The sequence below is a fragment of the Cellulomonas timonensis genome, assembly GCF_900046455.1.
Classification (GTDB): Bacteria; Actinomycetota; Actinomycetes; order Actinomycetales; family Cellulomonadaceae; genus Cellulomonas_A; species Cellulomonas_A timonensis.
In genome coordinates this window covers 656,184-669,368 of record NZ_FCOT01000012.1, presented here as the reverse complement: position 1 = coordinate 669,368, position 13,185 = coordinate 656,184, and the positions used below count along the sequence as shown (strand labels likewise).

13 protein-coding genes are annotated in these 13,185 nt (G+C 71.6%); 8 read left to right on the top strand and 5 right to left on the bottom strand.

Annotated features, from left to right (window positions below; translation table 11 throughout):
• Positions 1 to 46 precede the first annotated feature (46 nt).
• The 3 genes from BN3788_RS11505 to BN3788_RS11495 all read right to left on the bottom strand — a co-directional run bounded on the left by BN3788_RS11505 (position 47) and on the right by BN3788_RS11495 (position 3,156).
• The gene (locus tag BN3788_RS11505; protein ID WP_066586016.1) at positions 47 to 1,549 is read right to left on the bottom strand and encodes a mannitol dehydrogenase family protein; all 1,503 of its coding nucleotides are present in this window, start codon (positions 1,547 to 1,549) and stop codon (positions 47 to 49) included.
• A 145-nt stretch (positions 1,550 to 1,694) separates the two neighbouring features.
• Positions 1,695 to 2,393 (bottom strand): DUF998 domain-containing protein, encoded by a 699-nt coding sequence (locus BN3788_RS11500; RefSeq protein ID WP_066586013.1) that lies wholly within the window; start codon positions 2,391 to 2,393, stop codon positions 1,695 to 1,697.
• A 43-nt stretch (positions 2,394 to 2,436) separates the two neighbouring features.
• Positions 2,437 to 3,156 carry a TetR/AcrR family transcriptional regulator gene (locus BN3788_RS11495; RefSeq protein ID WP_066586005.1) on the bottom strand — a complete coding sequence of 240 codons (720 nt, stop codon included), beginning with the start codon at positions 3,154 to 3,156 and terminating at the stop codon, positions 2,437 to 2,439.
• 85 nt (positions 3,157 to 3,241) lie between these two features.
• Between BN3788_RS11495 and BN3788_RS11490 the strand changes: the two genes are divergently transcribed.
• The 3 genes from BN3788_RS11490 to BN3788_RS11480 all read left to right on the top strand — a co-directional run bounded on the left by BN3788_RS11490 (position 3,242) and on the right by BN3788_RS11480 (position 5,666).
• Complete coding sequence (locus BN3788_RS11490) at positions 3,242 to 4,228, top strand: ABC transporter ATP-binding protein (RefSeq protein WP_066586001.1); 987 nt, start codon at positions 3,242 to 3,244, stop codon at positions 4,226 to 4,228.
• The gene (locus tag BN3788_RS11485; RefSeq protein WP_066585999.1) at positions 4,221 to 5,021 is read left to right on the top strand and encodes an ABC transporter permease; all 801 of its coding nucleotides are present in this window, start codon (positions 4,221 to 4,223) and stop codon (positions 5,019 to 5,021) included. The genes BN3788_RS11490 and BN3788_RS11485 overlap by 8 nt, the downstream gene beginning before the upstream one ends.
• Before the next feature lie 114 nt (positions 5,022 to 5,135).
• Entirely contained in the window at positions 5,136 to 5,666 is a 531-nt protein-coding gene (locus BN3788_RS11480) for a hypothetical protein (RefSeq protein ID WP_066585996.1), read from the top strand.
• Positions 5,667 to 5,703: 37 nt separating this feature from the next.
• Here the strand turns inward: BN3788_RS11480 and nhaA are convergent, their stop codons facing one another.
• Together nhaA and BN3788_RS11470 are read right to left on the bottom strand one after the other, a co-directional pair.
• Positions 5,704 to 6,966 (bottom strand): Na+/H+ antiporter NhaA, encoded by a 1,263-nt coding sequence (gene nhaA, locus BN3788_RS11475; protein WP_066585994.1) that lies wholly within the window; start codon positions 6,964 to 6,966, stop codon positions 5,704 to 5,706.
• A gap of 179 nt (positions 6,967 to 7,145) precedes the next feature.
• Entirely contained in the window at positions 7,146 to 8,111 is a 966-nt protein-coding gene (locus BN3788_RS11470) for a DUF4862 family protein (protein WP_199824767.1), read from the bottom strand.
• A gap of 289 nt (positions 8,112 to 8,400) precedes the next feature.
• On the opposite strand from BN3788_RS11470, the gene BN3788_RS11465 reads away from it, so the two are divergent.
• The 5 genes from BN3788_RS11465 to BN3788_RS11445 all read left to right on the top strand — a co-directional run bounded on the left by BN3788_RS11465 (position 8,401) and on the right by BN3788_RS11445 (position 13,181).
• The gene (locus BN3788_RS11465; RefSeq protein ID WP_066585990.1) at positions 8,401 to 9,456 is read left to right on the top strand and encodes a TRAP transporter substrate-binding protein; all 1,056 of its coding nucleotides are present in this window, start codon (positions 8,401 to 8,403) and stop codon (positions 9,454 to 9,456) included.
• Positions 9,457 to 9,481: 25 nt separating this feature from the next.
• Positions 9,482 to 9,988 (top strand): TRAP transporter small permease, encoded by a 507-nt coding sequence (locus BN3788_RS11460; protein ID WP_066585983.1) that lies wholly within the window; start codon positions 9,482 to 9,484, stop codon positions 9,986 to 9,988.
• 16 nt (positions 9,989 to 10,004) lie between these two features.
• A complete protein-coding gene (locus tag BN3788_RS11455; RefSeq protein WP_066585980.1) occupies positions 10,005 to 11,315 on the top strand; it encodes a TRAP transporter large permease in 1,311 nt (436 codons plus the stop codon).
• Between the two features lie 148 nt (positions 11,316 to 11,463).
• Positions 11,464 to 12,303, top strand: coding sequence for a 5-dehydro-4-deoxy-D-glucuronate isomerase (kduI, locus tag BN3788_RS11450; protein WP_066585977.1), 840 nt, complete (start codon positions 11,464 to 11,466; stop codon positions 12,301 to 12,303).
• A gap of 89 nt (positions 12,304 to 12,392) precedes the next feature.
• Entirely contained in the window at positions 12,393 to 13,181 is a 789-nt protein-coding gene (locus BN3788_RS11445) for an IclR family transcriptional regulator (protein WP_066585974.1), read from the top strand.
• The last annotated feature ends 4 nt before the right edge of the window (positions 13,182 to 13,185 follow it).

Genomic DNA, 13,185 nt, shown 5'->3' with positions numbered 1-13,185 from the left:
AGGCGTGAGCGCAGACAGACGTCAAGGACCCCATGCGGTGGAGAGGTCAGCGCGTGGGGACGAGTCCCTGTCGCAGGTCCCGCACGCCCGAGCGCACCTCGGCGCGGAAGGCCTCCGAGCCCGCGACCTCGGCGGGGAAGATCTGGGCGAGGTCGAGCAGCCGGTCGGCCAGCCCGTCCGGGGCGCCCGACGCGGCGGCGCGCAGCACGTCGGCGAGCGGGTCGTCGAGCGGCGTCTCGCCGTCGGCGGACCGGCCGACGAACACCGCCCACGCGGCGAGCGCGCGCGCGGCGGCCTGGGGCACGACGCCGGCGGCGAGCCGATCGGCGACGGTGCCCAGCAGCCGGATCGGCAGCTTCTGCGAGCCGTCCATGGCCACCTGGAGGGTGGTGTGCCCGGTGTTCGGGTTCGCGAACCGCTCGAGCACGGACTCCCGGTAGGCGGCCAGGTCCAGGCCGTCCGGCGCGGACAGCGTCGGGATCACGTCCTCGTCGACGAGCGCGCGTGCCAGCGCCTCGATCTCCGGGTCGGCGACAGCCTCGGCGATGGTGCGGTGGCCGCGGAGCTGGCCGAGGTACGCGAGCGTCGAGTGTGTGCCGTTGAGCATCCGCAGCTTCATGCGCTCATACGGCGCGACGTCGTCGGTGAGCGTGGCGCCGGCCAGCTCCCAGCGGGGGCGCGGCCCGGCGAAGTCGTCCTGCACCACCCATTGGGAGAACGGCTCGCCCACCACCAGGCCCTCGTCGTCGAGTCCGAGCAGCGCCGCGGCCTCCACCCGGTGCGCGGGGCTCGTGGCCGGCACGATGCGGTCGACCATGCTGGCCGGGAAGCGCACGGCGCCGTCGATCCAGGCCGCGAGCGACTCGCCGCGCGGCCCCGCGGCGGCGGCCGTCGCGAGCACCAGCGCGCGCACCGTGGCGCCGTTGTCGACCATGTTGTCGCAGCACACGACGGTGAGCGGCGCCTCGGAGCGAGAACGCCGGAGAGCGATCCCTCGCACGAGCAGTCCGATGGGCGTGCGGGAGGGCGTCACCGACCCGGAGGCCGTGCCCTCGAGCTCGGCGCGCAGCGCCGCCACATCGGAGGCGACGCCCGGGTCGGCCAGGTCCGGGGAGCCTGTGGCGGTGCGGCGGTAGCCCTTCTCCGTCACCGTCAGGGACACGATGCGCGTGGTGGGGGCGGCGATGCGCTGCAGCACCGCGTCCGTCTCGTCGCCCGGGAACGCGACCTCGCGCAACGACCCGATCACCCGCAGCGACGTGCTCTCGGCGCCCTTCGACAGCACGCCGTACAGGCCGTCCTGCGGTCGGAGCTGCTCGGCGACCCGCGCGCTGCGCTGCGTCACGCCGAGGATGCCCCACCCGGTGTCACCCGTGGCGGCGAGCGCGTCCTCGGTGAACACCGCCTGGTGCGCGCGGTGGAACGCGCCGAGCCCCAGGTGCACGATGCCGACGTCCAGCCCGCGCGGGTCGTGTGCGGGGCCGACCGCCCCGGGGTTGCGGCCCCGGCCGAGGGTGTCGAGGGACAGTCGGACGCGCGAGTCAGACATGGGGCGATCCTTCCGGGGAGCGGTTTCTCAACGACGGTCGCCGAGAGGCCGCAGACCGCGCCCCATCGGCGGCCCACGCATGGCAGTGCGCCTGGATCACGCAGTATGCCTGGTTGGCGCGAGGCCTGGGGGGTGGTGCGCGATCTCAGGCCCGAGCGCGCGCCCAGGGGGTCCATGCGGCCCATCGCGGAGTCGCGGCCCCGACCGACGCGGCCACAGCGGCGGCGGCCCGCTCCGACGTCCCCGACCCCGGCTCGGCGCGCACGGCCAGCACGACGGCCAGCGGCCACAGCGACTGGGTGACCGCGACGATGCGCTCGGCGAGCCCCTTCCGTGCCCCCTGGCCGGGAATGAGCGCCTGCAGCTCGAGCCAGTACCACCCCAGCATCACGGACATGCCCGACGCCGCCGCCGCGCCCGACCATGGCGCCATCCGCCCGAGCCCGGCGGCGTCCCGGGCGACCGCAGGCCAGGTCGCCATTGCGACGAACGCCACCCCAGCAGCGCCCATATGCGCGGTGTGCGTGCGGTCCGTGGGCAGCAGTGCGACCCCGACCGTCGCGAGCCCTCCGAGCCCCAACATCAGGCGCCCCGCCCGAGGCACCGGCCGCAGTCCCACGGCCGTGATGATGTGGGCCATCCCGGTCAACGCGAACCCGCAGGCCCCGAGCCTGGGCGCCACGGCCGCCTGGGTGGCCAGCCAGCTGAGGGTGTCGCGCACCGGGTCGTAGCCGTCGTCCTGCAATGACGCGGCGAGCGTCCAGGTGGTGATTATGGTGATCGGCGCCGCGACTGCCGACACGACGGCCCACCGGGGGATGTCAGAGCCCAGGTCCTGACCCATCTGTCGACTGTAGGCCGGGTTGCGGTGCTCTGCCCGGCCGCGCTCAGGCGGGCGGGCCCTCGGCGTCGAGGGTGGTGGCGGGACGCGGGGTGAGGACCCGGAGCATCCCCTCGCGGACCAGCTCCTCGGGGAGCGGCGCGATGCCGCTGAGCGACAGCAGGGCGCTGCCCTGCTCCAGTGCGGCGAGCAGCATGGTGCGGTCGGTCACGGTCAGGGGGTCCTCGACGGCAGGGCTGTGCGCGAGGGTGGCGCCGGTGTAGAGCGTGAGCATGTGGCGCATGCGGGTCTCGAGCTCTCCGGTGAGGTCGGGGTCGCGGGCGGCGGTGGCGATGAACTCGAGGCTCGCGAGGGAGAAGCCGTAGGCGACCTTGAGCCGCTCCTCCATGTCCGGGTCGTCGTCACCCGCCGTCTCGGAGTCCGCGCAGGCGATGAAGCTCGCGGCGGCGGAGTCCGAGGGGAGGGCCGCGGAGGACTCCCGGCCGATCGCGTCGGCGCGGGCCAGGTCGTCGTCGATGACCGCGAGGAACAGCGCGGCCTTGCCGTCGAAGTTGGAGTAGACGGCGCCCTTGGAGTAGCCGGCCTCATGGGCGATGGCCTCGAGCCGGGCGCGGTGGTACCCGTCGCGGGCGAAGACCGTGCGTGCGGCGTCGATCAGCGCCGAGCGGGTCTGCTGCTGGCGCTCCCCGCGAGTCGGGGGAGCCTCGGAGGGGGCGGCGGGCTGCTCGTGTGCGGGGCGCGGCGCTGCGGATCCCGAGGTCGTCATCAGCAGATCGTACGTCGGCCTACCGCTGGTACTCCAATACCGCTAGTCTTCAGATACCGACGGTATCTAGAGACGGAGTGACACTGTGAGCGCTGACGTGCTGGCGGTCGACGGGATCACCAGGCGCTTCGGCGCCGTGGTCGCGAACGACCAGGTGACCCTGCGGGTCCGAGCCGGGGAGGTCGTCGGGCTGCTGGGCCACAACGGCGCCGGGAAGACCACGCTCGTCTCACAGGTGGTCGGCCTGCTGCGGCCCGATGCCGGGACCATCCGCGTGGGGGACATCGACGCCGTGGCCGACCCAGCCGGCGCGCGCCGCCGCGTCGCGCTGCAAGCCCAGGCGCAGGCGCCGATCAACGGCCTCACGCCCCGCACGGCTATCGAGCTCGCGGGCCGGATCCGCGGCCTGTCCCCCCGGCGCGCCCGTGCTGCGGCCGAGGAGCTCGCCGCCGAGCTCGACATCCTGCCGTGGATCGACCAGAAGGCCCTGCCCGACGGCGGCGGCCTCTCGGGCGGCGTCCGACGGCTCACCTCCTTCGCGATGACGGTCGTCGCCCCGACCCCGCTCGTGGTGCTCGACGAGCCGACGAACGACATCGACGCGTCACGCCGCCGGCGGCTGTGGGACGCGGTGCGGCGCATCGGGGACGAGGGCGCCGGCGTCCTGCTCGTGACGCACAACGTGGTCGAGGCCGAGCGCGTCGTCGACGAGCTCGTGGTGCTCGACCGCGGCAAGGTCGTCGCAGCCGGCAGCCCGGCGGCGCTGCGGGGGAGCCAGGACACCGACCTGCGCCTCGAACTGCAGCTCCACCCCGGCGGCGCCGACCCATCCGAGGTGCTCGACGCGGTGCCCGTGCCCGTCCCGCGACGGGTCCGCCCCGGCCGCCGCGTGCTCCTCCCCGCCCCCGCGGCGCAGGCCGCCGCCGCCGTCGCCTGGGCCACGGCCCTGCGCGAGGGAGGAGCGCTCGACGGCTACGCGCTCGCCCCCGCCACGCTCGAGGACGCGTACCTCGCCGTCACCACGTCCGAAGCCTCCGACGAGGCCGTCACCGAGGAGCAGTCCCGTGCCTGAGGCCACCACCACCGCGCGCCCCGCGGCGCCCCCCACGGCGTTCGTCCCCGCCCGCGTGGGCCTGTGGAGCAGCTACCGCACGCTGCTGCGCTGGCAGCTCGGGCAGGCCGGCAGCGACCTGCCGATGATCGTGGTCATCCAGGCGCTGCTCGCCGCCGGGGTCGTGATCGGCTTCGGCTTCCTGATCCCCGACATCTCGCCGGAGTCGGCCCTGTTCCTGTCCACCGGCACTCCGACGGTGCTGCTCATGGTCGTGGGCCTGACGATCGTGCCGCAGGGCGTGGTGCGGGCCCGCACCGACGGCACCTTCACGTACCTGCGCTCACTGCCCGTGGCACGGCCGCTGCTGCTGCTCGCCGACCTCACCGTGTGGCTGGTGGTCGCGCTGCCGAGCGTGGCCGTCGCCGTGATCGTGGCCGATCTGCGCTACGACCTGACGCTCGCCTTCGACTGGCCGCTGCTGATCGCCGCGTCGCTGCTGGTCACCGTGACGGCGACGGCTGTGGGCTACGCCATCGCCGTCACCTTCGCGCCCATGATGGCGCAGGTGCTCAGCCAGGTCCTGGTGTTCTTCGTGATGCTGTTCTCGCCCATCACCTTCCCGGCGAGCCAGCTCCCAGGCTGGTTCCAGTCGGTGCATGACGTGCTGCCGATCCGCCCCGCGGCCGACCTGCTGCGTGCCGGGCTGGTCTCGGGCACGTACGACGCGAGCCTGCGCGACCTGGTGGTGCTGGTCGTGTGGTGTGTGGCGGGCCTGGCGCTCAGCACCCGGGCCCTCGTGCGCCGCGCGTGACGCCGCGCCCGCTGTGCCAGCGGTGCGAGTGGCCGTGAATGGGACGGCGGGCAACACTCGCTGGTGACGGCGCCGCCGCATGGTGCGCGGCGCCCGATCCGGGGAGGACGTGGAATGACGACCATCGCACTGGCGCGGAAGGCCGGAGGGTCCTGGCGGCGGGGGCAGGGGGCGTGGCGTGCCGGGCTGGTCGGCCTCGCGCTGCTCGGCCTGGCGGGGTGCGCGACCGGCACGGGCGCGGCCCCGGCGGGAGACTCCTCCACTGAGTCGTCGGGCCCCGCCGCCTCGACCGATCCGGCCGCCCCCACGGCGGAGCCCATCCCCGGGCCGACGACGATCGCCGAGTCGTTCGGCCGCAATGACGACGCCGACGTGGCACCGGCGGCGCGCGACGCGAGCCCCGACCGGCTCCTCGTGACGACCTGGGGCAGCTCGACCTGCCCCCAGCTGCCCGTGAGCATGGAGTGGGACGCCGCGCGCACGGTGCTGAGCGTGCGCGCCGAGTTCGACAACGGCCAGCCCGAGACGCCCTGCACGCTCGACTTCGTGCCGACCACCAGCGTGGTCGTGGTCGAGGAGCTGCCCGCCACCGAGTTCACGGTGCGGGTCAACGACGTCGACACGGTGGTCCCTGCTGAGCAGTGACCACCGTGTCTGAGCGTCCAGGGCCAGCGGTGACGCGTCAGGCGTCCGCGGTGAACTCCGCCGTGACCTCGGCCGTGACCTCGGCCTTGGCGGCCACCCGGGTCCGCCACGTGAGCAGGAGGGCGCCGATCACGGCGGATGTGGCCGAGCCGATCAGCACGGCGGCCTTCACGTGCTCGCTGTGCGGCGAGGACGCCGGGAAGGACAGCTCGCCGATCAGCAGCGAGACGGTGAACCCGATGCCCGCGACGCACGCGACGGCGGCCAGGTCGAGCCAGCGCACGCTGGCGTCGAGGTTCGCCTTGGTGAGCTTCACCAGCAGGAACGTGGCCAGCAGGATGCCGATGGGCTTGCCGACCACGAGCCCGAGGGCAACGCCCTGGGCGGCAGGGTCCCCGGCGGTGCTCGCGAGGGCGTCAGGGCTGAGCGTGACTCCCGCCGCGAACAGCGCGAACACGGGCACGGCGAGCCCGGCCGAGACGGGGCGCCACTTGTGCTCGTACCGTTCGGCGAGGCTGATCGAGGCGCCGTGGCGGGCGATCGCCGGCACCATGAAGCCGAGCAGCACACCGGCGATGGTGGCGTGGATGCCGGAGGCGTGCATGAACCCCCACGCGATGACGCCGAGCGGGATGAGCACCCAGGCGGTCATGCCGCGCCGGCGGACCAGCACGGCGAAGAGCGCGATGGCCGCGAGGGAGGCGCCGAGCCACGCGAAGGCGAGCGACTCGGTGTAGAACGCGCCGATGACGATGATGCCGAGCAAGTCGTCGACCACCGCGAGCGTGAGCAGGAAGGCCCGCAGCGCGGTGGGCAGCCGCTTGCCGAAGATGGTGAGGATCGCGACGGCGAAGGCGATGTCGGTGGCGACGGGGATGGCCCAGCCGTCGAGGCTGCCGCCGTCACTCATCGAGTTGACCAGCGTGTACACCAGCGCGGGCACGATCATGCCGCCCACGGCGGCGAGGATCGGCACGATGGCGGTGGACGGCCTGCGGAGCTGGCCGGTGACCATCTCGCGCTTGAGCTCGACGCCGACCACGAAGAAGAAGATCGCGAGCAGCCCGTCGGTCGCCCACTGGGCGATCGACAGGTCGAGGTGCAGGGCGCTGGGCCCCACCACGATGCTGCCGAGCGACAGGTACGCCTCGCGCCAGGGCGAGTTCGCCCACACGAGCGCGACGACCGTGCCGGCGAGCAGGAGGATCGCGCCGGTGTTCTCGGCGCGCAGGGTGTCGGCGAAGTTCCGGCGGCCACCTGGGGTGAGCCGCCCGAAGATCGTCGGCTTGGCGTTCGACATGGTGCATCCCTCGGTCTGGGCGACCGCCCCACGTCGTTGCGGGGCGGTCGGTGCGGGAACCCTAACGGCAGGGTTTGACTGCTCCGGGGCCTGGTGATCCCGGTGGTGCGGGGTGCCGCGGTGGTACCCGGGCGGGCGCGTGACGCGCGCGTGGCGCGCCCGCGTGACGCGCCCGCGGGTCAGGCTCCTGCGGGCGTTCCCTGGGCTTCGGCGACCTGGTCGAGGGCGGCGCGAGCCACGGCGAGGCGGGTCTCGACGTCGGCGTCGGCGGGGCGCACCGAGACCTTGACGGCGACGAGCTCGGGCTCGCCGGCCGCGAGCGTCGCCGCGACCTCCTCGACGCCGAGCAGCGACGCGGCGCTGGGCTCGAGCGCGGCGGCCGGGCCGCGCGGCGCGATGTGGGCGTCGCCCCAGGCCGGGCCCCACGCCGTCTCGACGTCGGAGGCGCCGGAGAAGACGACGGCCCGCAGCAGGCCGGCGGCGTGCGCGGCGTGGGCGTGCGCGACGGGGGTGTGCGCGGATCGGCCCTCGATCGCGGAGCGGCCCCAGTTGATGCTCAAGCCGATCGAGGCGCCGGTCCCCGCGGCGGCATGCACGGCGGCGATCTCGTCCTCGATCGACCAGAAGCCCTTGGCGGCCGTCTGCCCGGGGATGCGCGCGTCGCAGTGCTCGATGACGATCTCGGCTCCGGCGAGGTCCCACGAGGCGATCTCGGCGAGGGACCGGGTCAGCGCCTCGCGCGAGCCGGCCTGCGGGCCGGGGGCGCTGTGCACCTGGATGCCCACGACGCGGCGACGTCCGTGCTGGTCAGCGAGCCGCAGGGCCAGGTCGCGGGCCTGTGCGACATCGGCGAGCGCGCGGATCCGGCCCGTCTCGTCCGTCGAGGAGAGCCCGTACTCCGGGAGCGTGCCGAGGCGGCCCATGACAGTGGGGATGCAGGTGACGAGCAGGTCCCATGCCGGGTCGAGGTGCGCGGACTCCCACGCTGCCTGCGCGTCGAGCGGCACGTCGGCGGGCAGGGGCAGCTCGAGCCCGGCGACCCCGAGCTCGGCGACGCCGGCGTAGAAGCGGCGCGCCTGATCGGGGTCCTTCGGGGCCATCGCGTATGCGCCGAGCAGCGTGCCGGGCCTGGTGTGGGTCGTCATGGTTCCTCCGTGGTCGTCGCGCTCCATCGCGCGAGCAAGGGTCGCCCCGGAGTCTCGAATTGGTATCGATCGTCGTCCCGGGACCTTCGTCACGCTGGCCAAACGCCTACCGTGTGGCTAACTTGTTCCGCACGTCAGAACTTAGTTCCATTTTCGTGAACTTGGCCAGTAGGGCTCTCGGGCAGTGTCGCCGAGGTCGCTCATCAAGCTCACGGAAGTCGTGCAGCACCCCAACCCGGTGCGCCCCACCTGCTCACGTCGTCGTGAGCGCGACAGAGGAGTTCCCAGAATGAGGCGAAACAAGGTTGTTTCGATCGCCGCGACGCTCGGCGTCGCCGCACTCGCGCTGACCGCGTGCAGCGCGGGCACGGGCACGGTCGACAAGCCCGCCGGTGGCGAGACCAGCGCGTCGTCGGGTGGCGGCGCGGCCGCGACCACGATGCTGAAGCTCGCGTTCAACCAGCCCGAGAACCACCCGCAGTACAAGGCTCTCGACGAGATGGGCGACCGGCTCAAGGAGCGCACCGACGGCGCCTACGACATCGAGATCTTCCCGAACGAGACCCTCGGCGCCCAGCGCGAGACCATCGAGCTCGTCCAGGCCGGCACCATCGACATGGCCTTCGTCGCGGGCTCGCTGCTGGAGAACTTCAACTCCGACTTCGTGGTGTTCAACCTGCCGTTCGCCTTCGACTCGCAGGAGCACCAGAGCGAGGTCACGAACGACCCCGAGATCGTTGGTGACTTGTACAAGTCGCTCGACGACCAGGGCATCCGCGTGGTCAGCGCGTTCCATGGCGGCATCCGCTCGGTCTACAACTCCAAGAAGCCGATCAACACCCCCGAGGACCTCGCGGGCATGAAGATCCGCGTCATCGAGTCGGACACGAACCTCGAGATGATGCGCCTCATGGGCGGCACCGGCACCCCGATGGGCCAGGGCGAGGTCTACACGGCCATCCAGTCCGGGGTCATCGACGGCGGCGAGAACAACCAGCTCATCTACGCGAACCTCAAGCACGCCGAGATCGCGCCGTACTACAGCTACACGCGCCACCTGATGTTCCCCGACTTCATCATCACCAACCCCGCGGTGCTCGAGGCCATGGGCCCCGAGGTCGAGGAGATCTTCAACGAGGAGATGGCCGAGGCGCGCGTCGCCGAGGCGAAGTACTGGAAGGCAGACGTCGAGACGGCCATGGCCGCCGCCGAGGCCGCCGGCGCGAAGTTCAACGAGGTCGACTCCAAGGCGTTCGCTGACGCGCTCGCCCCGCTGATCGAGTCGAAGCTCTCGAACGACGTCGTCCGCGACATCCACGCGAAGGTCCGCGCCGCGGCCAAGTGAGCCGCCCGTCCCGAAGAGGTCTGACATGACCGCAGTCAAGAATGCGCTGGACCGCATCCTGACGTGGACGTGCGTGGCGCTGTTCGCCGTGCTCGTCGTCGACGTCTCGTGGCAGGTCTTCGCGCGGCAGATCCTCGACAGCCCCAGTGGCTGGTCCGAGGAGCTGGCCAAGTACCTGTTCATCTGGTTGGGCCTCTTCGGGGCGGCGCTCGTCTTCGGCGAGCGCGGGCACATCGCCGTGGACTTCGCCGTCCGCCGCCTTCCCCAGGCAGTCCAGCTCTGGCTCACCGTCGTGGTGCAGCTCGTGATCCTCGCCTTCTCCAGCCTGGTGCTGGTGTGGGGCGGATACCGCGTGGTGTCGCTCGCCTGGGAGCAGAACCTCACGGGCCTGCCCGTGAACGTGGGGCCGATGTACCTGGCCCTGCCGATCGCCGGGGTGCTGATCTGCTTCTACACCCTGTACCACCTGATCCGGATCCTCACCGGCGCCGAGAAGGCAGTCGACGAGGACGCCGAGCCCGAGCTTCTGTAAAGGAGGGACGACACACATGGATCCCGCAGCAATCGCAGGCCTTGTCCTCGTCGTAGGCATTGTCGTGCTCCTCCTGATCGGCACCCCGATCAGCGTGGCCGTCGGCGGCTCGTCCGCCGTGGCGATGATCGTCATCCTCGGCTTTGAGAATGGCGTCCTCACCTCCGCCCAGCAGATCTTCCGGGGGATCAACTCGTTCCCCCTGCTCGCCATCCCGTTCTTCGTCCTCGCCGGCGTCATCATGAATAACGGCGGCATCGCCCTACGGCTCATCAACGCCGCCAAGGTGATGGTCGGCAAGGCCCCGGGCTCGCTCGCGCAGTCGAACATTGCGGCCAACGCGCTGTTCGGCGCGGTCTCCGGATCGGCAGTCGCGGCCGCCGCGGCCGTCGGCTCCACCATGGGACCGCTGCAGGCGAAGGAGGGCTACGACAAGAACTTCGCCGCGGCCACGAACATCGCCTCGGCGCCGGCCGGCATGCTCATCCCCCCGAGCAACCTGATGATCGTCTACTCGCTCGTGTCGAGCACGTCGATCGCCGCGCTGTTCGTCGCCGGGTACGTCCCCGGCATCCTCTGGGCGCTGACCTGCATGGTCGTCGTCTACCTGTACGCCCGCAAGCGTCCTGAGCTCAAGTTCACGGACAAGATCACGTTCGGGCAGGGCGCCAAGATCATCCTCGACGCCGTGCCGTCGCTGGCGCTCATCGTCGTGGTGATCGGCGGCATCCTGGCCGGCTACTTCACGCCGACCGAGGGCTCCTGCATCGCGGTCGTCTACTCGCTGGCCCTGTCGTTCATCTACCGGGCGATCAAGGTCAAGCAGCTCCCGGCCATCTTCATGGACGCGACGCGCACCACGGCCGTGGTCATGTTCCTGGTCGGCGTCTCGTCGGTCATGGGCTTCGTGATGTCCTACGCCAAGATCCCGGCGCTGGTGTCCGAGGCGATGTTCAAGGTCAGCGACAACCCCGTGATCCTGCTCCTGCTGATCGCGGTCGTGCTGCTCATCATCGGCTGCTTCATGGACCCGACGCCGGCGGTGCTGATCTTCACGCCGATCTTCCTGCCGATCGTCACGAGCTTCGGGATCCACCCGGTGCACTTCGGCATCATGATGGTCTTCAACCTGTGCATCGGCACGATCACCCCACCGGTGGGACCCGTGCTGTTCGTGGGGGCCAAGGTCGCGAACCTGGCCATCGAGGACGTCATCCGCCGCCTGCTGCCGTTCTTCGGCGCGCTCGTCGTGATGCTCATCGTCGTGATCTTCACGCCTGCGCTGTCGATGTGGCTGCCGACCACCCTCGGATTGGTGATGCCGTAGGTGGAGGCTCCGCCGGGCGGGGCACGTCCCCTGTGCCCCGTCCGGCACCCCGACTTCTCTCCTTATATATAGGGCCTGCTGCGCACCGCCTCCGCGTGAGCGAGCGGCCCACCCGTCCCGCACGGGGCCACGCACGGAAAGGCACGTCATGGAACAGCGCTACGCCACCAGCCCGGAGCACATCCCGGGCATGGACACCGCCGAGCTGCGGCGCCGGTACCTCGTCCAGGACCTGTTCGTCGCCGACGAGGTCAACGCCGTCTACACGCACCACGACCGCGTCGTGCTCGTCGGCGCGCTGCCGGTGACCACGACTGTCGTGCTGCCGACCTTCCCCGAGATCCGCAGCGACTACTTCTTCGAGCACCGCGAGGCCGGCATCGTCAACGTGGGCGGGGCGGGCACCGTCACCGTGGACGGCACGGTGCACACCCTGGCCCACGGCTCCTGCCTGTACATCGGCCGCGGCGCCCAGGACGTGGTGTTCGCCTCCACCGACGTCGACGGCGAGCGGGGCCCGGCGCGGTTCTACGCCGTGTCCGCTCCCGCGCACACCGCGTACCCGACCACGCTGGTCGAGGCCGGCAAGGGCAACGTGCGCGAGCTGGGCGACCCGCTGACCTCGAACCGCCGCACGCTCAACCAGTACATCCACGAGAACGGCGTGCGCAGCTGCCAGGTGGTCATGGGCGTCACGACGCTGCACCCGGGCAGCATGTGGAACACCATGCCCGCGCACACCCACGACCGGCGCATGGAGGCGTACCTCTACTTCGACGTGCCGGAGGACGCGCGCGTCATCCACCTCCTCGGCGAGCCGTCCGAGACCCGTCACCTGGTGGTGGGCAACCACGAGGCGATCATCTCGCCGAGCTGGTCGGTGCACTCCGGCGTCGGCACCGCGAGCTACAGCTTCGTGTGGGCCATGGCCGGCGAGAACCAGTCATTTGACGACATGGACACCTTCCCCGTCGCCGAGATGCGCTGAACACGCGCGGATCCTGAGCCCGACCTGGTACGACATGCCATGACGTCGGTCGACGGAACCGATCACCACCACACGACAGGCAGACACCCATGGTCAACGAGGTCGAGAACCCCGGCGCGGGGCACGGCACTGCCTTGAGCGCGAGCGAGAAGACACTGCTCGTGCTGGAGGCGGCGATGGCGCACGCCAGGTTCACGGATGTGGTGGAGGCGACGGGGCTGGCGAAGGCCACCGTGCACCGCATCCTCGCGACGCTCGGCGACCGGGGCTTCGTGGCGACAGGATCGGACGGCGGGTACCTGCCCGGCCCGAAGATCCTGTCGCTCGCCGGCCTGGCGTTGCAGCGCATCGACATCTCGGCGATCTGCCAGCCATTCGTGGACGAGCTCGTGGACCGGGTGGAGTGCACCATCCACCTGGGCGCCGCGAACGGCGACGAGATCATCTACCTGATCCGCACCGACTCGGACAAGCCCTACAAGATGCCCTCGCGGGTGGGGCACGCCATCCCCATGCACTCCTCGGGCATCGGCAAGGTCGTGCTGAGCGACTACAGCGACGACGCCCTGGCGCGGTTCGTGGCCCGGGCGGGCCTGCCCCGCCGCACCGAGCACACCCTCACGACCCTTGAGGACTTGCGCGCCGAGCTCGCGCACGTCCGCAAGGTCGGCTACGCGCTCGACCGCGAGGAGAACGTCCCCGGGGTCGCATGCGTCGCCGCACCCGTCCGTGACCACACGGGCACCGTGAAGTACGGGCTGAGCATCTCGACGCTCACGCTCGAGCACACCCTCGACCAGATCGAGGCCATGGCCCCCGAGGCCGTGGCCACCGCCGGCCGGATCTCCGCGGCCCTGGGCTACCGACCCCGGGCCTGACCCC